Source organism: Bacillus cereus group sp. Bce041 (assembly GCF_052646455.1).
On the sequence record NZ_JBQXON010000001.1, the window covers coordinates 760318 to 783504 of the forward strand.

Genomic DNA, 23187 nt, shown 5'->3' on the forward strand with positions numbered 1-23187 from the left:
CATTATTGACGATAACCACAAGCTGCAATAAGTAGCCCGTGTACCGTTTTTGAAAGTGCGACCAGATCATACTTATGATCGCTCATTACCCAATTGGTCACAACTTCATCTACTGTTCCAAAGATCATTTGTCTTGCCACGCGAACATTTAAATCTGCTTGAAATTCACCTTGTTTTATACCAGTCTCTAAAATCTCATCCATAACTTGTAAGTAGCCTTTTAATACTTCATTTATTTTAAGGCGCAAGTCTTGATTGGACTGCCTTAGCTCTAATTGCGTAACGATAGCAAGAGGATCATTTTGCGACAACAGCAAGAAGTGCGTTTCTACCAACATGAATAACTTCGATACAGCGCTTTCAATTCCTGCTGTTTTTTGACGAATTGTTTCGACAAATTCTCCCATCTTCTCTTGGAATAAGGATATTAATATATCTTCTTTATTTTTAAAATATAAATAAATCGTGCCATCAGCTACCCCAGCTTGCTTTGCGATTTTAGAAACTTGCGCTTGGTGGTACCCATTCTCCGCAATCACAATGACTGCCGCATCAATAATTTGATTGTATTTCGGTCTATTTTTCTTCACTTTACTGTCCCCTTCAAGAAGATGACTGAATGAATAGTCATTCATATTCTTATAATACTGACTATTTAGAAAAGTGTCAATCCTATTTTTTCAAAAAGAAAGGGCCTTAGCCCGTTTGCTCATCCTCATTCTTTCTCTTCTCTTCATCTATTAGAACACGGCGTAAAATTTTCCCTACTGTCGTTTTTGGCAATTCATCTCTAAACTCATATACTTTCGGCACTTTATAAGCCGCTAAATATTTACGTGCAAACTGATTTAATTCTTCCTCAGAGCACTCCGTACCTTCTTTTAACACAACAAATGCTTTAACCGTCTCTCCTCGGTACGAATCTGGAACTCCAATTGTCACTACTTCTTGCACTTTTTCATGCTCATATAATACTTCTTCAACTTCACGAGGATACACATTAAATCCACTCGCGACAATCATATCTTTCTTGCGATCTTTTACATAGAAGAATCCATCTTCATCCATGTAGCCAACATCACCTGTATGGAGCCAGCCATCTTGCAATACAGCCGCTGTTTCCTCTGGCTTATTCCAATATCCTTTCATAATTTGAGGGCCTTTCACTACAATTTCACCTATTTCTCCTGGCGGTAATGCCTCACCAGTTTCAAGCGACATAATGATTGCTTCTGTATCTGGCCACGGAACTCCGATGCTACCTGGCACTCGCTTTTCCCATAAAAAATTACTATGTGTAACCGGAGAGGATTCTGTTAAACCATATCCCTCTACTAGTTTACCACCTGTAACTTTTTCGAACTTTTCCTGTACTTCTACTGGCAGTGGTGCTGATCCACTAATACAAGCACGAATAGAAGAAATATCGTATTCTTTTAAAAGCGGACTATTTAAAAGAGCGATATAAATAGTTGGTGCCCCTGGAAACAATGTCACTTTATGCTTCTTAATCGCTTCAAAAACCATTTTCATATCAAACTTTGGAATAAGGACCATTTTGTATCCTTGCATAATACTTAAATTCATAACAGCTGTCATACCATAAACATGGAAAAATGGAAGAACCCCAAGAACGACTTCTTCTCCTTCTTTGCAATTATATAACCATTGAACTCCCATTAACGTGTTAGAGACGAGGTTTTTATGCGTTAACATAACTCCTTTCGGAAATCCGGTTGTTCCTCCTGTGTACTGTAAAAGAGCTAGATCATTTTCAGGATCACAAGGCACCTCAACATTCGTATTCACTTCTTTTTCTACTGAATTCCAAAGATGAATCGTTTCACTCTCTGATACTTTCACAACTAAATTCGACTGTTTTTTCTGCACAAATGGATACAATAGATTTTTAGGGAATGGTAAAAAGTCTGCAATACGAGTTACGATAATATGCTCAATTTTTGTAGCAGATTGAACATTCGTTACTCTTGGAAACACTAAATCGAGACAAAGAATTACTTTTGCTCCCGAGTCATGAAGCTGATATTCTAATTCCCTTTCTGTATACAGTGGATTGGTTTGTACTACGATACCTCCCGCAAGTAATGTACCGTAATAACCAATTACAGCTTGCGGACAATTCGGCAACATAATAGCAACTCGATCACCCTTTTCCACACCGAGCTTTTGAAGATAATTTGCAAACCGCTTCACCTTATCATGGAAGTCCGAAAACGTAATATCCTTCCCTAAAAAGTGAAGCGCTTTCTTTTCTGGGTAGCGAGAAGCCATCTGTTCTACATATCTATGAAGCGGCTGAATATCATAAGAAACCGTACTCGGAATTTCCTCTGGATAACTTTTCAACCATGGTTTTTCCACCTTCATTCCCCCTTCAAATACATAAAAAATAAATGAATGTTCATTCATGATGGTTATTTTCATTATATTATAGTCACCATAGCGTTACAATCATAATATTCTGACTTTTATATAACTATGCTTTACTTCATTAACTTCTTATTATATGTAGAAACTCTCTTAATCTTAAAAGAGTAAGAGAGTTATGGCTTAGCTCAATCTTATTATCGTTAACACTGCTCCTGGGGTAGTTGTTGATAATGTTGCGACAGCTAACAAACCAAATAATTGTAAGCTAATAGCATCTCCTGCTGCAAGAGTTGTAATAATTGTTGCACTAAATGATGTGGTTGCTACCGCAGGAGAATTTATCGTCCCAGCAAGTGCCCCTCCATTAATTGTAATCCGTGAACTGACTAATAATGAAGCCGTTATATTAATTGTATATGAAATATAATAATTACCAGCATTTGCAACCGTAAATACTGTGTTTCCACCAGAAACAGTAATTCCTGGACCGATGTTTTGATTATTTGGAAGCGGGACATTCGTTCCACCAAGAACTACCGATATCGCTGTTCCCGACGTATTATTTGCAAATGCATATGTCGCCGTGATACTTGTACCTGTAGCCCCGGTTGAACCCGTTGAGCCCGTCGCTCCTGTCGGACCGGTTGAACCCGTCGTTCCCGTTGGACCGGTTGAGCCTGTTGCTCCCGTTGGGCCTGTCACTCCTGTTGAACCCGTCGCTCCCGTTGCCCCTGTTGAACCTGTCGCTCCTGTTGGGCCTGTCGCTCCCGTTGGACCCGTTGCTCCTGTTATTCCTGTCGCTCCCGTTGCCCCGGTTGAACCCGTCGCTCCCGTTGCCCCTGTTGAACCTGTCGCTCCTGTTGGGCCTGTTGGACCCGTTGCCCCTGTTATTCCTGTCGCTCCTGTTGGACCCGTTGCCCCTGTTATTCCTGTCGCTCCCGTTGGGCCTGTTGCTCCTGTTATTCCTGTCGCTCCCGTTGGACCTGTGTCGCCTGTTACTCCTGTCGCCCCCATTGGGCCTGTGCCACCTGTTGCTCCTGTTGCTCCTGTTGCCCCCGTCGGACCGGTTGGACCAACCTTAGGAACTGTCCCATCGCAACTAAAACAGCATGAATCAACATGTACACCATTTTGATTATTACACCCACAATATCCATTTACGTTATTGCTCCATGAAGACATGTTGATCACTTCCTTTACATTCGATCTTTTTAGCGCAATCACCGACTTAAAAAACACCTATCTAAATAACAAAGAAATACTTTGCCTAGTTGGGGATAAAACACAGATTTCCTCCATACATTCTAGTAATTATTACATGCCATTCACTCTCCTTTTGCTTGTACTTTCGCCTTATCTCCACAGACTATTAACAATACACATTACACTATCGTACACAGCCACTTTCCCATTTAAACTTTCCACATTCGCCAATATTTTTAGTAAAGAGGCTTATTTTTCATAAATAGCGACTATAATATATAAAAATCCGTATAGTTCGTTATTTTTCGTCAAAATTTTAAAAATATATTGACACTTAAAATATCCTCATAGTATGATTTGGGTGTTGTAATTGATAACCATTTTCACTTATGGTACTAGTTACAAAAAACACTTAATTTGGGGGCAGAAGATGAAGAAAATTCTCAGTATTTTCATAGTAGTTCTTCTATTCGCTGTTGGATGCGGACAGCAAAAAGAGGAGAAAAAAGAAACAAAAGCGGACAATAAAAATCAAGCTCTAACAATTAAACACGCTGAAGGGGAAACGAAGTTAGATAAACCAGCAAAAAAAGTAGTTGTACTTGAGTGGGTATATTCTGAAGACTTATTAGCACTTGGTGTTCAGCCAGTAGGGATGGCAGACATTAAGAATTATAATAAATGGGTAAATACAAAAACAAAACCGAGTAAAGATGTTGTAGATGTAGGGACACGTCAACAACCAAACTTAGAAGAAATTAGCCGTTTAAAACCAGACTTAATTATTACAGCTTCATTCCGTGGTAAAGCAATTAAAAATGAATTAGAGCAAATTGCACCAACAGTTATGTTTGATCCATCAACAAGCAATAACGATCACTTTGCTGAAATGACAGAAACATTTAAACAAATTGCAAAAGCAGTTGGAAAAGAAGAAGAAGGTAAAAAAGTATTAGCTGATATGGATAAAGCATTCGCTGATGCAAAAGCAAAAATTGAGAAAGCAGACTTAAAAGATAAAAACATCGCAATGGCACAAGCATTTACTACTAAAAACGTACCAACATTCCGTATTTTAACTGACAATTCTTTAGCTTTACAAGTTACAAAAAAATTAGGTCTAACAAATACTTTTGAAGCAGGAAAATCTGAGCCAGATGGTTTTAAACAAACAACTGTAGAATCATTACAAAGTGTACAAGATTCAAACTTCATTTACATTGTAGCGGATGAAGATAACATTTTTGACACGCAACTAAAAGGCAACCCTGCTTGGGAAGAATTAAAGTTCAAAAAAGAAAACAAAATGTATAAATTAAAAGGCGACACTTGGATTTTCGGTGGTCCTGAGTCTGCAACATCTTTAGCAACACAAGTAGCAGATGTAATGACAGCGAAGAAGTGATTACACAATGAATAGCTTACAACATACACTTCGAGCAAGTCTTGTATTCGGAGGAGGAGCAGCTCTCTTGCTCCTCCTTTTCTTTATTCATATCGGACAAGGTCAAGCAAACATTTCCTATAGTATGATTATTGATGCTCTTATCTCACCGAACCAATCACTAGAACATCAAACTTTAATTATGCTTCGATTACCTAGAGCTGTAATTGCCATTTTAGCTGGAGGCGCTCTTGCTGCATCAGGGGTTATTTTACAAACGTTAACGAAAAATCCACTTGCTGAATCCAGTACAATGGGTATTCACTCTGGCGCATATTTCTTTCTAGTAGCGGCTACAATTTTCTTACCGAAAGATTTACAAATTAATTCTCTTCTGTTCACATTTATCGGTGGTGCTATTACTGCTTTATTTGTATACCGTATTTCTGGTGGAAAAAAGGGAACCCCACTTAGAATGGCATTAGCTGGTATGGTCGTTACATTAATGCTCTCTGCCTTTACCGGAACGATGCAGCTTTTCTATGAAAATGAAACAGCTGGTTTATTTTTATGGGGAGCTGGCTCTCTTATTCAAAATAACTGGGATGGCGTTCAATTTGCTTTTCCATTTATCATTATTTCTTTCCTAGTTTTACTATTTATGTCTCGTAAACTCAACATTCTCTTACTTGGTGATGATGTTGCTATTTCTCTTGGTGAAAAAACAGCAGTAACACGTCTTATCGCCTTCATTGCTGCAATCTTTTTAACAGCAGTAATTGTTACTGTTGTTGGACCAATTGGCTTTGTCGGCTTAGTTGCACCTCATTTAATGCGCCTTATCGGATACCGTCAACACTTTACTCTTCTTCTCTCTTCTTTCTTATGGGGGGCAGTATTATTGCTTGGAGCAGATGTTGTCGGTAGATTAATAGATCCAACCGGTGCAGAACTTCCTGTTGGGGCAGTCACAGCAATGATTGGATCTCCTTGGCTTATTTACTTAGTGTATCGAATGATGAAATCGAAACAATATATGAATGATAACGGTGCGAATGCAGCTGGAGCTAGTTCCCGCTATTACTCTTATAAAAAGGTAATCATTATATCTATCACACTTTGTATTGTGACGATTGCTCTTGGTGTTACAATCGGTAGTAACGCTTATATCGAAAGCATTACTAATGTTATATCAGGTCAATTAACACAATTTGACAAAAATATGATGATGAATCTTCGTTTACCAAGAATGCTTGTTGCTGCTATTGCTGGCGCATGCCTTGCAATAAGTGGGCTTGTTTTCCAAAGTATATTACTAAACCCACTTGCCGATCCTTCTATTATTGGTATTTCATCGGGAGCTGGTGTCGGTGCTTTAACGATTATGTATGTCTTTCCTGCACTTCCTGGTTTCTTCCTACCAATTGGTGCATTTATTGGCGGACTACTTGCAGTTGGAATTGTCCTCTTCTTCTCTTGGAAATCAGGATTTAGTCCAACAGCTCTCGCTTTAATAGGGATTGGTATTTCTGCGCTTGGCTCAGCAATTATTCAAATCTTTATCGTTAGAGCCAATTTGAATGTTGCCGCTGCTTTAACATGGTTATCTGGCAGTACGTATGCAAGAGGGTGGAATCACTTAGAAAATATCATTCTATATCCATCTCTAATTCTTGTATTCATTATCTTTTTCTTAATAAAACAACTTGACGTTCTCGTACTGGGAGACGATTTAGCAACTGGACTTGGGCAACCAGTAAATAAAACACGTCTTGCTCTAATTGTGCTAGCGACACTACTTGCGTCAGTAAATATCGCTGCTGTCGGTACAATTGCCTTTTTAGGCCTTGTCGCACCTCACTTAGCAAGAATTGTTGTTGGTATGAACCATCAAAGACTATTCGTTTGCTCAGCACTGTTTGGAGCAATTCTTCTTTCCATTGCTGACTTACTCGGCCGAACAATTGCATATCCGAAAGAAATTCCTTCTGGTCTTGTCGTCGCTGTACTTGGAGCACCTTATTTCTTATGGTTGATGAGGAAGAGTGGGAAGAAAGTTAATTAAAAAGGAGGCTTCTTGTTAGAAGCCTCCTTTTTAATTAACTTTCTTTAGTGGGGGTTTTCTTCATCCCCGCTAATTATTAGCCCACACCAATCGGGCTTTTATGAGCAGTGAATCTCCCACCTAACTTCTTTGCTCCAGCCGAATCTTGAGGTGGAAGTTTTAATGTCCGACGAATAGCCGGATAAATTACTCTGATCTCACTAATTTCACAGATTCAGTACTCCCCATAAACTCATGATATACAGTTAATGTGTTCTCCTCAATTTTCAAATCAGCCTTATGCTTTATTTCCCCCACTAAAAATACAAGCTCTACAGAAATAATCCCTTGGTCCACACTTAATATTCGAAAGTCTCCTATAGTAGTCCCTTTCCCAAAAATATTATGTTCCATAAATTCTCCGCCTGTTTTCTCACTATTAATAGATTCTATTTCCAACCCAACTGGCCTGTCTGTACTTTCTGATGACATCCAAGACCTTTTTAACTTTCCAATATCATCCTCTTTTTTCTTTTCATTTTTTAACTCTTCCTCTTTTTCCTTAACTTCTGCTTGTTGAGTTAGTAAGCCATCGATTTGCTTATTCAGCTCTTCGGCCCGTTGATTTTCCGAAATAAATTGTTGATTTTGGCCAGTATCGTTAACAATTTTATTTACTATCCCTTTAGCCTCTTCATACTTTTTATCATTCTTTAACTTCTCTGCCTTTTCCAATTGACCTATATATTGACCTTTTAACTCTTTATGCTCTATGAGCGAATCTTTTTGTTCTTTCGCTTGACTTTGAAGGATTGCGGAACCATCTTTCATCTTTTCTACTTCTTGAAACAAACCTATTGCTTGTTCTATATTTCCACTCGATTTCTCTTTTATCGAACTTATCATCTTAGTAGTTTGGTCTTTTAATACCTTTGCTTCTTTATCATCCTTTTTCTCTTCTAATGCTAGCTCAAATGATGCTACTGCCGTGTCATATTCTTTACTCGCTAACGCCAATTTCCCTTGATCCATTGCTTTTTTATAGGTTTCATTGCTACATCCTACCATTAAAAATAAAATTATGATTCCTAAAATCAATCTTTTCATAATATCCCCCTAAATTAATATAATTCTATATACACTCAATAGTATCATAAAATTTATATATAAAATTTTAAATACCATCATTAAAACATAAAGGGAACTTGTCATTTCTTCTCGAACTTAATCTATGAACATAAGTAGAGGGGGATAACAATATTGTACCAAACAATTGAAGGCTTCTTGCAATCATGGACATACGAAGCAGAGTCTACTCAGAAAATACTTGATTCATTAACCGATGCATCTTTATCACAGGAAATTGCACCTGGACATTGGACGTTAGGCAGAGTTGCTTGGCATATCGTGACGGCAATTCCTGTTATACTATCTGGCACAGGGCTAAAGTTTGAAGGCGAAACGAAAGATTATCCTGTTCCTACTTCTGCAAAAACAATTGCAGATGAGTACCGTAAAGTGAACGCGGCTTTTGTTGAAGCACTTCAAAGCGAATGGACTGATAAAGATTTAGCAACTATTAATGACTTCTTTGGTCGCCCTATGCCGAATTCTATATTTTTAATGACACTTATTAATCATCAAAATCATCACCGCGGGCAAATGACGGTTTTAATGCGACAAGCCGGCTTAACAGTTCCTGGCGTATATGGTCCCGCAAAAGAAGAATGGGCTACGGCTGGAATGGAAGCTCCTAAAATGTAACAACAGAAAAAGACAAGGTGTTTACACATCTTGTCTTTTTCTGTAACTTGTTTCATGTGAAACTTTATATTGCATCTTCCCTCTCAATATTTTTAATTCCATAATAAGCAATCGCCACACCAATCACTGCAAATGCGAATTGAAGAGGAAGAAAGGTCGCTATAGGAAATATTGGTGGGTTATTAATTGCGATTAGCACAACGATAATAGACGAAACAATAGTAGTTGGCACTGAACGTTTACGCATCCCGAAGTATAGAGGAATTAAGCTTATTCCCGCAGTGGCAATGGCTAAAGGAACGAGATTTATCCCTTCTTGAATCAATTGATCTACTGCGAATGAATTAGGAAGAATCGAAAAATAACTATCTATTCCAATGAAAATTCCCACTACAAAAATATTAGATAAAATAACTGTTATGAATGTTAATATTGCTGTAATAGCCAACTTACTAATCATTATTTTCTTTCGATTAATTGGATAAGAAAACATCAATAATATTGTTTTGTTTTTATATTCATCAATTATTAACTTAGCTATTAGTACAGCACCAAAAATAATAAATGTTGCTCTCACTATTGAACTAGCCATTAACAAAATGGCCTGCGGATCTCTTATTTCTGGATCTCCCTCTATTTGAGAAACGATGCTAACAAAAATCAATAATGCCAGTATAGCAAGATTTGCAATTACTGCTCTCTTCACGTACCAGCCAAGTTTAATTTTCTTCAGTTCTAGCTTCATAAGACGTAGCATGATAGTCCTCCCTCCTCCTAAGACTTAATCAATATAAATGACCCCTGTCTTACTTAAAATCTCCACTTTGTTTTTTGCATCACCAATCGTTCCTACTTTTATTTTGTCTGTATTTTTATCTTTCTTAAGTTCTTTTAAATCCACTATTACGTCAGCCGAATTACTTTTAGCCATAAGCTTCAATGATGCCGGGACACCTTTATACCGTACGCCAATATCCCCTGATTTTGTTTCTATAAATAATGATTTTCCTTCTGTCATATCTTTCAGCAATACTTCCCCAAATGTTGAAGTGATGTTCATATTTGAGTTACTTACATTTGTTATATAGTTATCACCAGTCGTAGACTTTATATTTAATTCTTGTACTGAACTATCTTTTACAACTAACTCTCCACTTTGCGATATGAATTCACCTTTCTCGGCTGATAGTCCTACAATCATTCCATCCCCAGATTTGCCTTTCGTCACGATACTTTTTACTACTATATCTCTTATTTTCACATCACCTGATTTATTATTTAATACAATTTTATCTATTTCTTTCTTCGGAATAGCTATACATATACTATTCTTCTTCCTAAACGTAAAACCATTAAAAAATTTGTTCGCCTCTTGTTTTTGCTTAACCATAATTTTATTTTCATCATTTTCTATTTTGACGGGATCTATCTCTTTATCTGCTTGTTCACCTTGAGCGGAAATTATTATTTTATTAGCGTCTGTACTTTTAAATTCAAGATTCCAGTTTTCATTGTCTACTTCTATTTCTTTTATATTATTTATCTCAAAAGACTTTTCTTTCTTAAAATCTTTCCCCTGAAATATCTTAAAACCAAAAACCGCACTAGCAATTGTAATGAATAATATTGCAATTACTATTATTTTTTTCACTATTCATACCCCAGTTCGTTTTCGTTTTAAGCTTGCTTCACGCCACATCGATCTTGTCGATTTTACGAAACGATAGATAACTAATGAAAATTCCTAATAAACAGAGCACGATTGGGATAGCTATAAAATCAAACATACTTACTTGACCGTTTCCAGGACCATAGTTACCACTAATCAGCAAGCCAATTATTACTGCTGAAGTAATCGTTGTCGGTGTCGATTTCTTTCTCATTCCAAAAAATAAAGGAATTAAACTTATACCAGATATCATAAATGCACTTATAATAGTACCTGGAACGATAGCTATTATTTCACCTATCGTAGCAGGTGTTTCAATCAGTCCCATCATTGGACTCACAAAATATACGAGCAAGCTAATAATGAAAGTCGCGATAATCGTGCTCACAAAACAAAAACAGAAAACAATTGTTAATTTCGCACTCATTAGCATTTTCCTTTGTAGCGGATACATAAATGATAGTTGTATCGTTTTGTTCTTATACTCATCAATTACTAAACGTGATAAAATGACTGAACTAAAAATAATGAATGTTATCCTAATAAAAATATTTACTAAAGCCATGTTCTGTGTGAAGTCAAAGAAGAGCACGTCTCCCTCGGCTTTCATTCCCCATGCCATAAGGCTTACTGCAGCGAAAATTGCTATAATACAAATTGCTACACTTTTAAAGTAACTAGATAATTGATGTTTCTTCCATTCGAGCTTCATTAATTTAAACATATAAACCACGCCTCCATTCTTTATATACCTGTCTCTACGCTGCTAACATTCTAATTCCAGCAGTAACGAAGCTTAACATTCCTATCACTAGTAGGATTAACAACCATTTCCGCTCTGGTTTTCTATAATATAAAATTCCACTTACTAGCATTACGATAAATCCACTTACCAGGTTCAGCCACAGTCCATTAAGCATGAATGCCCTCTCCATCCATTACATTTAAGAAATATTCTTCTAAGGAACTATGTTTCTTATTAATACTTTCAATTTCCACATCGTTCATAATAAGTGCTTTGGAAATGGCTTGCTGTGTCACCGCCACTTCATAAACCCGAATCATGTTTCCACTCATTATTTTGTAGTTTTTTATACCAAGTTTATCTTCTAAAATATAAGCTGCACGCTTCACATCAGGAACAGTAATTTCAATGTACTCTGTTTGTTTTCCGTTAATACTCTTCATTGAAACTTCTTTTATTAGTTTTCCATTTTGAATGACACCAATTGTATCCGCCATTAATTCCATCTCACCTAAAATATGGCTAGAAACTAATAATGTAATGCCATATTCTTTGCAGAGCATTTTAAATAAGTCTCTTAATTCTTTAATACCAATTGGATCTAAACCGTTAATGGGTTCATCTAAAATGAGTAATTCTGGCTTTGTTACGATTGCCCTTGCAATACCGAGTCGTTGTTTCATTCCTAATGAAAAATCTTTTACTTTTTTATTATCTATACCTTGCAGCTTCACTAAATGTAAAGCATGGTCAATTTCATTTTTATCGTAATAGCCCATATATTCACAATGTAATTCTAAGTTTTCTTTCGCCGTTAATTTATCATAAAAGATTGGATATTCAATAATCGTCCCCATTCTCTTTAATACTTCATAAGATGTATCTGTTAACTTCTCACCGAAAATTTCAATCTCACCGCTCGTCGGTTTTATTAAATTTGTAATCATTTTCATAATCGTTGTTTTACCAGCACCGTTTGGTCCTAAAAAACCGTAAATTTCTCCTTTTTTCACATGCATGTTAACACCGGAAATAACTTCTTTCCCTTTAAACACTTTCGTTAACTGATTTGTTTTTAATATATATGTCATGTTACTTTCCCCTTTCGCAATACTCTATATTTCTATAATAGACAACGGAAATCTCTTTTTTCTTACCCGTTTCTTACAAATTCCTTACGCTGAAAAAAAGCTTGTAGAATCTACTGCTCTACAAGCTAAAACTGTATCTTTGTTAATACAATTGTAAAAATTGTTTTTTCATACGGTTTACTAGAAAGATGGATTTTCCCGTCCATCGCTTCCACCAGTCTTTTCGTAATCGTTAACCCTAAACCGCTTCCTTGGTACAATCTATTTCTCGAATCTTCAAGTGTGTACATACGCTCAAACACTTTATCAATATGAGATTCATCAATCCCTTTTCCTGTATCCCATACGTCTATATACACATTCGTTTCATCATCTCTTAACGTCATACCCAGTATCTTTCCATCGTCTCCATATGTAATTGCATTTGATATTAAATTGTTCAATACCCTACCTAATACTTCTACATTTCCAAGTGCATATATATTTCTTTCTGGTATATCAATATGAACTTGAAACCCTTTCGCCGTCACTAAATCATAAAAAGATAAAATCTTCTCACGACAAACTTCATTCATATTTACTTTTGTCATCTCGATTGCCTTGTCACCAGATTCTAGTTTTGCTAAATCAAAAAACTTATGAATCAGTTCCATTACTTCTAGTGTTTTCACATGCACCTTTTCAAGTAATATTTGCTGTTCTTCTTTATTCATCGTTTTATCCTTATTTAACATTTCTGTATATCCAAGAATAACTGTTAGTGGCGTCTTTAAATCATGTGAAATATTTGAAAGCATTTTTCTCATCGAAATTTCTACTTTTGCATGATCTGCATTCGTTTTCTGTTTTGCATCTAATAATTGATTAATTGCCACTAATAATTTTTGCAATTCTAGATCATCTGTCATAACGAGTAGCGTCTCGCCTGTTTGTAAATTTACAATATTTTCTAATTTTTCATATGTGTATCGTAAATTTTTACTACTATTTTTTCTCATTTTATATTGTATGTAAATGACACATAACAATATAAAAATAATACTTATTAACAAATTGACCATATTACATCACTTCCAACTTATAGCCGATACCCCATAACGTTTTAATATATTCTGGATTAGATGGATCACTTTCGATTTTCTCACGCAACCTTCTCATATGAACATTAATAACGTTATCGTCACCGTAATACTCTTCGTTCCAAATTAGTGTATATATTTGTGCTTTTGTAAATACACGATTTTGATTTTTTACAAACAATTTTAGAATCTCAAATTCTTTTAAAGTAAGTTTGAGAGGCTTCCCGTTTTTTTCCACAGTAAAATTAATTGGATCAATCGTTAAATCACCAATTTGAATCATCTTTTCTGTTGTTTCTGTAGCCGAATATTTCGTAGATCTTCGAATACCTGCCTTTACACGTGCAGCTAATTCAATCATAGAAAATGGCTTACAAATGTAATCATCTGCTCCAAGTCCTAATCCAACAGCTTTATCAACATCTGTATCTTTTGCCGACATCATTAAAATCGGAACAGCACTTTTTTCTCGAATGATTCGTACAACCTCTAAGCCATCTAGCTTCGGCATCATAATGTCGAGGATAATCAAATCAAATGAACCTTTTAAATATGTGTTCACGCCTTCTTCTCCATCAGACGCAATTGTTACTTGAAAGCCCTCTTTTATCAAATACTTTTCCACCATCTCTTGAATTGAGAGATCATCTTCAACTAATAAAATATGATGTGACATATGTCTATCCCCTTTTTACAAACGTTAACAACTCAATTGTATCGTAACTACTACAGACTTGAAACAAATATATGAATTTTCAAACCAACTTCCCTTCCTTCCTTAACAATGATATGATGAAATTCACTATGATTGTTCATAATTAACTTTATATAAAGGAGACTTATCATGTCAGAAAACAAAAAAGTAAGCTTAGCTGATTTAATGCGTGAACAACTTGCTAAGAAAAAGCAAGGAAATGGAAATGGTCAAAATGCAAAAAATCAAAGCCAAGAAACAAAAAAATTACAAAACCAACAAACAAAGAAAACAAACAACCAACGTAGACGTACAGGTGTGTAAATGAACGGACAAAAACGTTCTAATATCGCGCCCGGTCTTGAAGTTGATATTGTATTAAAACAAGATCAACGAACAGGCAAATTAACACGTGGAATTGTAAAAGATATTTTAACAAACTCCCCTTCCCATCCGCATGGCATTAAAGTGCGATTGCAGGACGGACAAGTCGGTAGAGTACAAAATATCGTTCAATAAGAAAAGGAGCTCAAGTAAACTCGAGCTCCTTTTCTTTATTAACCTTTAATTTTCTCGATGAAAACTACTTTTAAGTAGTCTCCTTCTTTAAATTGATCAATGGTACGGAAATCTTCTGGTAAAGAATGTTCTTCTAATATTTTATATTTGCCATTCATTTCTTTAAAGGATGTATCGATAAAGCCTTTAAACTTTTTCATATCGAATGCGCTACAATTTGTAGAAGCAACGATAATACCGTTATTTTCTGTAATAGCAATTGTTTCTTTTAATAAATTTTTATAATCTTTTGCTGCACTAAATGTATATTTTTTTGAGCGGGCGAAGCTTGGAGGATCAAGTACGACCATATCAAATTTCATCTTTTTTTTAGCTGCATATTTGAAGTAAAGAAATACATCTTCTACAATAATATCTTGTGCTTCATAATCAACTTCATTTACACTAAACTGCTCAATCGTTTTACTTAAACTACGATTTGCAAGGTCAACACTCGTCGTTTTACTTGCTCCGCCAAGCGCTGCAAATACAGAGAAAGCACCTGTATAAGAGAACATATTTAACACTGTTCTTCCCTTTGCATATTTATCACGAATTTGTTTTCGAACGTTACGTTGATCTAAAAATACACCAACCATTGCCCCATCATTTAAATAAACCGCAAAGTTCACACCGTTCTCTTTTACGATAAGTGGGAACTCGCCGCGCTCTCCTGCTACGAAATCATCACCCTCAATATATTTCCCTTTCGTATCAAAACGCTTTTTCTCATAAATACCTTTAAAGTTTGCTACTTTTTGAAGAGCGGCTATAATCTCATCTCTGAAAGTGTAAATCCCTTCACTATACCAACTTACTACGTAGTAGCCATCATAATAATCGATAATTAGTCCTCCAAGACCATCACCTTCACCATTCACCACACGGAATGCTGTCGTATCACTTGATTTATAAAATTGCTTTCGTTTATGTAGGGCAGATTTGATTTTACTTTCAAAGAAAGATTGATTAATTTGTTCACTCTCTTTTCTCGTTAAAATCCAGCCGTATCCTTTATTTTGCTTTCCATAATAACCTTTTCCGACAAAGTTGTTCTTCTCATCTACTACTTTGATGATTGTTCCTTCTTCACGAACATCATTTAAATTTTGAATCGCATCTTTTAAAATAAGCGGATATCCACTTTTAATTTCTTTTATAAATTTCGGTTTTATTTTTACAGTTACTTCTAATCGCATATAATAACTTCCTTTCCATTTGCATGCTTTCTCTACAGGAAGCATTTGAAAAACGAGACTGAAAAAACAGCCTCGTTTCACTATACCATATTATTGCTTTGCTAGTACAACTAGCTCATTCTCGCACTTAACCGCCACATATTTACTATGTTTTGAAATGAAAATCTCACTGTCCAAAATAATAGAAAAAAACTTATATATTTCACATTTACCATTGACAATGATAATGATTTTCATTATCATTTGATGTATATGAGTTCTTGAAAATATAGCTACATTTATAGGAGGAATAAACATGATTATTGTTACAAATACAGCTAAAATTACAAAGGGAAATGGGCATAAATTAATTGAGCGTTTTAATAAAGTAGGTAAAGTTGAAACGATGCCAGGCTTTTTAGGTCTAGAAGTTCTTTTAACACAAAATACAGTTGATTATGATGAAGTAACAATTAGCACTCGCTGGAATGCAAAAGAAGATTTCCAAGGTTGGACAAAGAGCGCTGCATTTAAAGATGCTCACTCACATCAAGGCGGAATGCCAGAATATATTCTTGATAATAAAATTGCTTACTATGATGTAAAAGTTGTACGTATGCCAATGGCTGCAGCACAGTAAGAACAGTCCTTTTTTAAAGTATAGAATATGAGAAGCGTTATCTATCACTTCTCATATTCTATACTTTTTTCTTTAATTTCTTTTTACTAATTTTGCGTGTACAACTAGCCTTCCAGCCTCTGGATCAAGAGCATAATCACAAGTAGAAAGTGTTACGATTTCATCATTAGCCGTCAATTCCGTATCCGTTTTGTACAGTGATTTTTCTTGAATTTCCTTTAAGAACGATGCATATGCTGCATCATTTCCAAAATCCGTTTCAATGTAATAAAAGTCCGTTGTTGTCGTGTATACTGAAAAAACTTCAACGTCGTATCCTTCAAATAATGTATCGTAATATAATTTACGATGAGACATAAAAAAGTCTTCATCCAACATTTTTTTCAAACTACCAAACATAGAACCATCTTTCATACGATGGCCATATAAAATCGTATTTCGATTTTGAGATTTCACATCATTACGATGGTCCATAAAAATGCTTCCCGCTCTCATATCTTCACCTTTATAATTACGAAATAAATAGTAATCATTATCTTTTGCTTGAACGATTGGATAATTAATTTGTGTATCATCCATCGTAATCCATCCGACTATCTCTGGATTAATTTTCTGGAGATCCTGAAACTGTTTACGTACCTCTCCATTTTCTGATTTTTCTTCCATTGGACTTCTCTTATAAATATGTTGTGCCTCAGCCATTACTTTACGATTTTCATAATAATCCATGAAAATCCCGCCCAACTCATACATTGAATAGAAAAAGATTCCTAAAAACACAATTGTAAGTATGCGTTGAAAAAAAGAATTCTTTTTCCGTCCTTTCTTACTATTCAAATTATCACCTCAAAACGGATTATGCTCAGCCTTTAGATTCCCATAGGTACCATGTACAATCCGGTATCTTCATCCTGCTTTACAATGACATCTACACCGTATATTGCTTTAACCATTTCTTCTGTTATTACATCATTAGGAATACCTTTCGTAATGATTTCTCCATCTTTCATAACGATAATATGGTCGCTATAACGAATGGCTTGATTAATATCATGTAATACCATTACAATCGTTAGTCCATGCACTTCATTTAACTCTTTCACTAACTCTAATATTTCTAACTGATAGTAAATATCTAAATATGTGGTCGGCTCATCTAAGAAGAGCATTGGTGTATTTTGAGCTAATGTCATCGCGATCCAAACTCGCTGCCTCTCTCCACCAGATAAAGCATAAATTGGCTTATCACGCTTACTTTGTAAATTCGTACATACTAGTGCACGCTCAATCGCTTCTCTATCTTCATCTGTTTGCGGAGAGAATATATTTTTATATGGCATACGCCCGAAGCTTATTAGCTTTTCCACTGTAATATCTGCTGGAGCCTCATTTTGTTGATGGACAACTGCTAGCTTTCTAGCAAACTCTTTCGGTTTATATTCACCAATCGCTTTCCCATCAAGTATTACTTCTCCACTGCTAGGAGCGTGGTTTCTAGACATGACACTAAGTAATGTTGATTTCCCACATCCATTCGGTCCAATGATTGTTGTAATTTTCCCAATTTCTATTTCACTACTAACAGACTTTAAACGATTTGTTACGTTATCGTATGAAAAGGTTACATTTTTAATTTCCATGAACTTTATCACTCTTTCTAAGCAAAAATATTAAGAATGGACCACCAATAACCGCCATAATTGTTGCTGCTGGAATTTCGTTAGGTGGCACAATTAACCTTCCAATTGTATCTGCCGTCAAAATTAATAACGCCCCTGCAAGCGCAGAAAATGGAATTAATACTTTATGGTCTGAACCGACTAATTGTCTTGAAATATGCGGAACTAGTAATCCTACAAAAGCAATAACACCTGCAATCGCTGTTGATACTGCCGCTAAGAGTACTGCAATGGCAGAAATAATAAGACGAACTCTCGTCACGTGCAAGCCTAAGTTTTTCGCAGTCTTATCTTGTAGCGATAATAAGTTACACCAAGCTCCTACGAACAGAGCAAGAATAAGACCAATCGTTCCATAAGTCACCATTATTTCTACATCGCCCCACGTCTTCATTGTTATATTAGAAGTCGTCGTTTGCTTAATACTCTTAATAAAATACCCACAGATCGTAACGAATGATTCATTTAATCCAGTAAACATTGCATTAATGGCAATACCAATTAAAATAATGCGAAGCGGGCTTAATCCTGATTTCCATGAAAACGAATAAACGAGATAACATGCAAGCGCACCACCTAAAAAGGCGAATACGGGTGTCCAGAAAAAGAATTGCGGAAACAACGTAATAATAACGAGTGTCATAAAACTTGCTCCTGAAGATATACCGATTACCCCAGCATCGGCGAGTGGATTTTTCATAACAGCTTGAAAAAGCACACCTGAAACAGCGAGAGCCGCTCCAGTGAACAACGCAATAATAATACGCGGGAAACGTAAATCTTTAATGACTTCAACATCTTCATTTCCACCTGTAAATATCCCTTGTACAAGTTCAACAATACCTACTTCTAAACTCCCTTTCATCGCTGACAATGATGTCATAACAATAAGCAATGCAGTAACAATGAGGAAACTCCAAGTTTTTTTATTCATTCTACTCTTCCTTTATATTAAAATGCATCACGGATACATCATTTTTTTCAATTCATCTAACGCTTCAATTGCTGCTAAATTGCCTGTCGTTCCAAATAAACGCTCTTCTAAATCGTAAACACGGTTATTTTTAACCGCAGCAAAGTGTTTCCAAATATCATTTGTTTTAAATTCTTTATCAAACATTTTTACAACTTCATCAGGCATACCATGAGCTGCTCGTAAAATAATATCTGGATCAGCTTTCTTTAAATACTCTGTATTAGAAGCTAAATATTCTACTTGTTCACCTTGCACAATATTTTTACCACCTAGTTGTTTCACTAAATCTCCAATATAAGAATGCTCTGTTGCTACTAAATAACTTCCCGGCACACCTAATAAAATAAGCACTGTCGGTTCTTTCTTTCCTTTTACTTCTTTTTGAATGCTAGCAACCTTTTTATCTAATTTAGTTACTACTGCTTCGGCCTGTTTTTCACGCCCATATTTCTTACCTAAATCGCTAATAGAACTTTGCATATTTTTCAAACTCGTTAAATCTAAAAAGTTTGCTTTCATACCCACACCATCAAAAACTGGCTTTAATTCATATTCAAGTGTTGTCACAGATAACACTTCTGAAGGCTTTAATGACTTTACCATTTCCATATCTGGACTCATTGGATTCCCAACTTCAGGTAAACCTTTATATCGCTTCGGTAAAGTTTTAGAGCTTGTTGGAACGCCAACTAAATCTACTTCTAACGCATCCATAATTTCAGTAACAGCCACTGTTGTTGCAACAACGCGCTCTTTACTCTCACTCTTTACCTGCTTTGCTGTTTCTTTTTTGGGTGATGAGCACCCAGCTATACTCATTAACAAAATGATAGCCATTAGTACACTTGCAATTTTCTTCACTCTCAATCACCACTCCTTTCCATACAATATGAAACAAGTCTTGATGCACGCGAATATGCATCAAGACTCCAAAAATTACAATCTACCTGCTCTATATTTACGAACTAGTAAAGCAAGTGAACCTAGCAGTAACACCATATATAAACCAAGTTGTGCTGTATCTGCAGTTTTTGAGTTTTTCTCTTTTTTCGAATCATTTTTTGTATCTTCTTTTTTCTTCTGACCATCTGCATTTCGGTTAAAATCAGGAGTACCTACTGTTTTTACATTATCTACTTTCGGTGTAGTCACTGGATTTTTCGGTTCATTTTTCGGTTCCTCTTTAAGAGTTCCTAACGCGCCGATATTATTTGTATCAAATTGAATTTGCACATCGTAGAAATGATGGTAGTTCATCTCATCGATGTCTACCTTTACTTTTGCGTTTAATTTTTTAAATAGATCTTCTACTTCAAACTGTACTACTCGCGTATTTACATTTTTATCTTCGCTTACTACTTTCGCATCAGCGAATAGTTCATTGTTTTCCGTTTGGAATTTCGTAATCCACGCACTATTTTTCAGCGTCATCTCAATATATTTTTTACCATCTTTTACGATTAATTTCGCTGGATTTACAACATAGTCATTCATCTTTGAAATCTCATCTGTTTTATCTTTTAATACTTTAAATGTAATATCATATTGGCCATCTACTAAATTTTTCGGATCAACTATTACTTTCGGGTTATTATTTCCACCTTGGTTGTTGTTTCCGTCTTGGTTGTCGTTTCCGCCTTGGTTGTCGTTTCCACCTTGGTTGTCGTTTCCGCCTTGGTTGTCGTTTCCGCCTTGGTTGTCGCTTCCGCCTTGGTTGTCGCTTCCGCCTTGGTTGTCGTTTCCGCCTTGGTTCCCTAAGGCTTTAATACTGTCTTGATCAAATACAAATTGAACATCATAGAAATGGTGATAATTCATTGAATCAATATCTACTTTTACTTTTGCATTTAATTTTTTAGACAAATCGTTTACTTCTACTTCTACTACTCTTGTATTTTGTTCTTTATTTTCACTTAACACTTTTGCATTAACGAAAGAACCATTTTTCTCAAATTCAAATTTCGTAATCCATGTACTATTTTTTAATGTAAACGATACGTATTTCTTACCATCTTTTACTTTTAATACACCTGGGCTTTTTGTGTATGTGTTCATCATTGAGATTTCATCTGTTTGATCTTTTAACACTTTAAAGCCAATTCTGTATTCACCATCTTTAAGAGCTTTTGGATCAATTGTTGTGTTTTCACCTTGGTTGTTGTTTTCACCTTGGTTATCTAACGACTTAATGCTACCTTTATCAAATGCAAATTGAATATCGTAAAAATGGTGATAATTCATTGAATCGATATCTACTTTTACTTTTGCATTTAACTTTTTCGATAAATCTGGTACTTCTACTTCCACTACGCGTGTATCAGTTTTTTTATCTTCACTTATTACATTTGCATCAACAAACGAACCATTTTTCTCAAATTCAAATTTTGTAATCCAAGAACTGTTCGTTAACGTAAATGATACATACTTCTTACCATCTTTTACTTTTAGCACACCTGGACTTTTTGTATATGTGTTCATCATTGAAATTTCGTCTGTTTGATCTTTTAATGCTTTAAAATTGATGCTGTATTCACCATCTTTAATTGTTTCAGCATCTGTTTTTTTATTTTCATCTGGTTTTTCTACTTCTGGTTTTTCTGCTTCCGGTTTTTCTGCTTCCGGTTGTTTCTCTTCATTTTTAATTTGTTCAAGTTTATCTTGTTCAAATAAAAGTTGTACATCATGCATTTGCTTATAATTTCTTGATGCCATTTCGATAAATACTTTTGTATTTAGTTTTTTAGATAAATCGTTTACTTCAAACTCTACTACTCTTGTATCTTTTTCCTTATCCTCACTCACTACTTTTGCATCAACAAATGCGCCATCTTTTTCCGTTTGGAAATTTTTAATTAATGAGCTACTTTTTAGTGTTACAATTGCTTTTTTCTTACCGTTTTCTACTTTTAATACTCCTGGATTTACCATGTAACTATTCATCTTAGATTCTTCATCTGTTTGATCTTTTAACACTTTAAATGGAATGCTGTACGCACCATCTGTAATTGTGTTAGAATTTGGTTGTTGATCTGGGTCAGGCTTTTGGTCGGGCTTCTGACCTGGATCGGTAGTTTCATTTGGATCTGGCTTATTAGCTGGGTCCTCTTTTTCATTTGGTTTTTCTACATGAATTGGTGTAATGCTATTTTGATCAAATGCAATACGAACGTCGTACTCATGATGATAATTTAAAAAATCAATATCTACTTTTACTTTTGCATTTAATACCTTCTCTACATCTTCTACATCAAATTCTACTACTCTTGTATCTTTTTCTTTATCTTCACTAATTACATTTGTCGCAACTAGCTTACCTGCTTTTTCTGTTTCAAATTTCGTAATCCATGAACTATTTGTTAATGTAAAGGATACTTTCTTTTTCCCATCCTTCACTTTTAAAGTTCCCGGACTTACTGAATATTGATTCATCATCGATTCTTCATCTGATGTATCTTTTAAAACTTTGAAGCCAATTGAATATTCACCGTCAGCCAACTTGGTAGCTGCTTGAACTGCAAGTGGTTGTAATGTTGATACGAATGTAAATATCATTAAAAACATAGCAACAATAATTTTTGTATACCTGTTCAATGGAACGACTCTCCCTTTTGAAAATTATTTAATACTGTTCCCATCAAATACAAAGCGAATATCATACGAAGCATTATAATTAATAATTGGAATATTAATTTTCACCTTGCCATTTAGTTTTTTTGACAAGTCAGCAACTTCAAATTCTACAACTCTAGTATTATCTTTTTTGTTTTCACTTAACACGGTTGTTTCTACAAATTGACCATCTTTTTCTACTTGGAAACTTTTAATAGAAGCACTATCTTTCACTTTAAATGAAACATATTGTTTTCCATTTTTAACTGTTAATGTTGCTGGGCTTTCAAAATAACTATTCATTCTAGACGATTCATCTTTATCGCCTTTCCATACAGTAAAAGCAATATTATATTTTCCATCAGCTAGTTTTGTAGCAGCCTTTGCATCTTGTAAACCTAGTGTTGCGATAAATGTAAATAAAACAGCAAATACGGCAATAATCATTTTAAATTGTTTAAACATATATTCATCACCCTTCAA

24 protein-coding genes are annotated in these 23187 nt (G+C 35.2%); 6 read left to right on the plus strand and 18 right to left on the minus strand.

Annotated elements, in window-relative coordinates:
* Window positions 1-2: 2 nt before the first annotated feature.
* The 3 genes from ACUN13_RS03975 to ACUN13_RS03985 form a co-directional block, all read right to left on the minus strand.
* Complete coding sequence (locus tag ACUN13_RS03975; RefSeq protein ID WP_000742223.1) at window positions 3-590, minus strand: TetR/AcrR family transcriptional regulator; 588 nt, start codon at window positions 588-590, stop codon at window positions 3-5.
* A 106-nt stretch (window positions 591-696) separates the two neighbouring features.
* Entirely contained in the window at window positions 697-2382 is a 1686-nt protein-coding gene (locus ACUN13_RS03980) for a long-chain-fatty-acid--CoA ligase (RefSeq protein WP_445423672.1), read from the minus strand.
* Between the two features lie 189 nt (window positions 2383-2571).
* Window positions 2572-3573, minus strand: a complete 1002-nt coding sequence (locus ACUN13_RS03985; protein ID WP_445423673.1) for a BclA C-terminal domain-containing protein — start codon at window positions 3571-3573, stop codon at window positions 2572-2574.
* 451 nt (window positions 3574-4024) lie between these two features.
* On the opposite strand from ACUN13_RS03985, the gene ACUN13_RS03990 reads away from it, so the two are divergent.
* Together ACUN13_RS03990 and fhuB are read left to right on the plus strand one after the other, a co-directional pair.
* Entirely contained in the window at window positions 4025-4999 is a 975-nt protein-coding gene (locus ACUN13_RS03990) for an ABC transporter substrate-binding protein (RefSeq protein ID WP_088345806.1), read from the plus strand.
* A 7-nt stretch (window positions 5000-5006) separates the two neighbouring features.
* On the plus strand, window positions 5007-7043 hold the full coding sequence (gene fhuB, locus ACUN13_RS03995) for a Fe(3+)-hydroxamate ABC transporter permease FhuB (RefSeq protein ID WP_445423674.1): 2037 nt from the start codon (window positions 5007-5009) through the stop codon (window positions 7041-7043).
* Window positions 7044-7229: 186 nt separating this feature from the next.
* Here fhuB and ACUN13_RS04000 read toward each other — a convergent pair whose 3' ends face one another.
* Window positions 7230-8129, minus strand: a complete 900-nt coding sequence (locus tag ACUN13_RS04000; RefSeq protein ID WP_445423675.1) for a hypothetical protein — start codon at window positions 8127-8129, stop codon at window positions 7230-7232.
* A 153-nt stretch (window positions 8130-8282) separates the two neighbouring features.
* Here ACUN13_RS04000 and ACUN13_RS04005 point away from each other — a divergent pair, with 153 nt between their 5' ends.
* A complete protein-coding gene (locus ACUN13_RS04005; protein WP_000284968.1) occupies window positions 8283-8786 on the plus strand; it encodes a DinB family protein in 504 nt (167 codons plus the stop codon).
* Window positions 8787-8850: 64 nt separating this feature from the next.
* Here ACUN13_RS04005 and ACUN13_RS04010 read toward each other — a convergent pair whose 3' ends face one another.
* From ACUN13_RS04010 to ACUN13_RS04040, 7 genes are all read right to left on the minus strand, one after another.
* Window positions 8851-9543: an ABC transporter permease gene (locus tag ACUN13_RS04010; protein WP_000945198.1), complete on the minus strand. Its 693-nt coding sequence runs from the start codon at window positions 9541-9543 to the stop codon at window positions 8851-8853.
* 24 nt (window positions 9544-9567) lie between these two features.
* Window positions 9568-10437 (minus strand): DUF4097 family beta strand repeat-containing protein, encoded by an 870-nt coding sequence (locus ACUN13_RS04015; protein WP_088345208.1) that lies wholly within the window; start codon window positions 10435-10437, stop codon window positions 9568-9570.
* Window positions 10438-10474: 37 nt separating this feature from the next.
* Complete coding sequence (locus ACUN13_RS04020) at window positions 10475-11179, minus strand: ABC transporter permease (RefSeq protein WP_000475549.1); 705 nt, start codon at window positions 11177-11179, stop codon at window positions 10475-10477.
* Window positions 11180-11213: 34 nt separating this feature from the next.
* Window positions 11214-11375 (minus strand): hypothetical protein, encoded by a 162-nt coding sequence (locus ACUN13_RS04025; protein WP_000931817.1) that lies wholly within the window; start codon window positions 11373-11375, stop codon window positions 11214-11216.
* Window positions 11368-12291 (minus strand): ABC transporter ATP-binding protein, encoded by a 924-nt coding sequence (locus ACUN13_RS04030; protein WP_000221069.1) that lies wholly within the window; start codon window positions 12289-12291, stop codon window positions 11368-11370. Before ACUN13_RS04030 ends, ACUN13_RS04025 begins: the two co-directional genes overlap by 8 nt.
* 125 nt (window positions 12292-12416) lie before the next feature.
* Window positions 12417-13352 carry a HAMP domain-containing histidine kinase gene (locus ACUN13_RS04035; RefSeq protein ID WP_000247684.1) on the minus strand — a complete coding sequence of 312 codons (936 nt, stop codon included), beginning with the start codon at window positions 13350-13352 and terminating at the stop codon, window positions 12417-12419.
* Window position 13353: 1 nt separating this feature from the next.
* Complete coding sequence (locus ACUN13_RS04040; RefSeq protein ID WP_000018056.1) at window positions 13354-14046, minus strand: response regulator transcription factor; 693 nt, start codon at window positions 14044-14046, stop codon at window positions 13354-13356.
* Between the two features lie 168 nt (window positions 14047-14214).
* Between ACUN13_RS04040 and ACUN13_RS04045 the strand changes: the two genes are divergently transcribed.
* Together ACUN13_RS04045 and ACUN13_RS04050 are read left to right on the plus strand one after the other, a co-directional pair.
* Window positions 14215-14388 (plus strand): hypothetical protein, encoded by a 174-nt coding sequence (locus ACUN13_RS04045; protein ID WP_001293578.1) that lies wholly within the window; start codon window positions 14215-14217, stop codon window positions 14386-14388.
* Complete coding sequence (locus ACUN13_RS04050) at window positions 14389-14583, plus strand: YwbE family protein (RefSeq protein ID WP_001014310.1); 195 nt, start codon at window positions 14389-14391, stop codon at window positions 14581-14583.
* Window positions 14584-14621: 38 nt separating this feature from the next.
* On the opposite strand, the gene ACUN13_RS04055 is transcribed toward ACUN13_RS04050, so the two are convergent.
* Window positions 14622-15821 carry a class I SAM-dependent methyltransferase gene (locus ACUN13_RS04055; RefSeq protein ID WP_088345210.1) on the minus strand — a complete coding sequence of 400 codons (1200 nt, stop codon included), beginning with the start codon at window positions 15819-15821 and terminating at the stop codon, window positions 14622-14624.
* Between the two features lie 295 nt (window positions 15822-16116).
* Between ACUN13_RS04055 and isdG the strand changes: the two genes are divergently transcribed.
* Window positions 16117-16440, plus strand: coding sequence for a heme oxygenase (isdG, locus tag ACUN13_RS04060; protein WP_000587818.1), 324 nt, complete (start codon window positions 16117-16119; stop codon window positions 16438-16440).
* A 72-nt stretch (window positions 16441-16512) separates the two neighbouring features.
* On the opposite strand, the gene srtB is transcribed toward isdG, so the two are convergent.
* The 6 genes from srtB to ACUN13_RS04090 all read right to left on the minus strand — a co-directional run bounded on the left by srtB (window position 16513) and on the right by ACUN13_RS04090 (window position 23169).
* Window positions 16513-17277, minus strand: a complete 765-nt coding sequence (srtB, locus tag ACUN13_RS04065) for a class B sortase (protein ID WP_001086126.1) — start codon at window positions 17275-17277, stop codon at window positions 16513-16515.
* Window positions 17278-17309: 32 nt separating this feature from the next.
* Complete coding sequence (locus tag ACUN13_RS04070; protein WP_000403758.1) at window positions 17310-18080, minus strand: ABC transporter ATP-binding protein; 771 nt, start codon at window positions 18078-18080, stop codon at window positions 17310-17312.
* Window positions 18070-19053, minus strand: coding sequence for a FecCD family ABC transporter permease (locus ACUN13_RS04075; protein ID WP_001036848.1), 984 nt, complete (start codon window positions 19051-19053; stop codon window positions 18070-18072). Before ACUN13_RS04075 ends, ACUN13_RS04070 begins: the two co-directional genes overlap by 11 nt.
* A 27-nt stretch (window positions 19054-19080) precedes the next feature.
* On the minus strand, window positions 19081-19962 hold the full coding sequence (gene isdE, locus ACUN13_RS04080; RefSeq protein WP_142292933.1) for a heme ABC transporter substrate-binding protein IsdE: 882 nt from the start codon (window positions 19960-19962) through the stop codon (window positions 19081-19083).
* Window positions 19963-20031: 69 nt separating this feature from the next.
* Window positions 20032-22686: an NEAT domain-containing protein gene (locus ACUN13_RS04085; protein WP_445423676.1), complete on the minus strand. Its 2655-nt coding sequence runs from the start codon at window positions 22684-22686 to the stop codon at window positions 20032-20034.
* Between the two features lie 24 nt (window positions 22687-22710).
* Entirely contained in the window at window positions 22711-23169 is a 459-nt protein-coding gene (locus ACUN13_RS04090) for an NEAT domain-containing protein (protein ID WP_000476164.1), read from the minus strand.
* Window positions 23170-23187 lie beyond the last annotated feature (18 nt).

Bases quoted from the DNA above. Each gene is read 5' to 3' on its own strand.
- ACUN13_RS04025 (WP_000931817.1), bottom strand. From the start codon at position 11,375: ATGCTTAATGGACTGTGGCTGAACCTGGTAAGTGGATTTATCGTAATG.
- ACUN13_RS04035 (WP_000247684.1), bottom strand. From the start codon at position 13,352: ATGGTCAATTTGTTAATAAGTATTATTTTTATATTGTTATGTGTCATT.
- ACUN13_RS04070 (WP_000403758.1), bottom strand. From the start codon at position 18,080: ATGGAAATTAAAAATGTAACCTTTTCATACGATAACGTAACAAATCGT.
- ACUN13_RS04045 (WP_001293578.1), top strand. From the start codon at position 14,215: ATGTCAGAAAACAAAAAAGTAAGCTTAGCTGATTTAATGCGTGAACAA.
- ACUN13_RS04055 (WP_088345210.1), bottom strand. From the start codon at position 15,821: ATGCGATTAGAAGTAACTGTAAAAATAAAACCGAAATTTATAAAAGAA.
- fhuB (WP_445423674.1), top strand. From the start codon at position 5,007: ATGAATAGCTTACAACATACACTTCGAGCAAGTCTTGTATTCGGAGGA.
- isdG (WP_000587818.1), top strand. From the start codon at position 16,117: ATGATTATTGTTACAAATACAGCTAAAATTACAAAGGGAAATGGGCAT.
- ACUN13_RS04090 (WP_000476164.1), bottom strand. From the start codon at position 23,169: ATGTTTAAACAATTTAAAATGATTATTGCCGTATTTGCTGTTTTATTT.
- ACUN13_RS04040 (WP_000018056.1), bottom strand. From the start codon at position 14,046: ATGTCACATCATATTTTATTAGTTGAAGATGATCTCTCAATTCAAGAG.
- ACUN13_RS04075 (WP_001036848.1), bottom strand. From the start codon at position 19,053: ATGAATAAAAAAACTTGGAGTTTCCTCATTGTTACTGCATTGCTTATT.
- ACUN13_RS04010 (WP_000945198.1), bottom strand. From the start codon at position 9,543: ATGCTACGTCTTATGAAGCTAGAACTGAAGAAAATTAAACTTGGCTGG.
- ACUN13_RS04020 (WP_000475549.1), bottom strand. From the start codon at position 11,179: ATGTTTAAATTAATGAAGCTCGAATGGAAGAAACATCAATTATCTAGT.
- ACUN13_RS04030 (WP_000221069.1), bottom strand. From the start codon at position 12,291: ATGACATATATATTAAAAACAAATCAGTTAACGAAAGTGTTTAAAGGG.
- ACUN13_RS03985 (WP_445423673.1), bottom strand. From the start codon at position 3,573: ATGTCTTCATGGAGCAATAACGTAAATGGATATTGTGGGTGTAATAAT.
- ACUN13_RS04050 (WP_001014310.1), top strand. From the start codon at position 14,389: ATGAACGGACAAAAACGTTCTAATATCGCGCCCGGTCTTGAAGTTGAT.
- ACUN13_RS03990 (WP_088345806.1), top strand. From the start codon at position 4,025: ATGAAGAAAATTCTCAGTATTTTCATAGTAGTTCTTCTATTCGCTGTT.
- ACUN13_RS04000 (WP_445423675.1), bottom strand. From the start codon at position 8,129: ATGAAAAGATTGATTTTAGGAATCATAATTTTATTTTTAATGGTAGGA.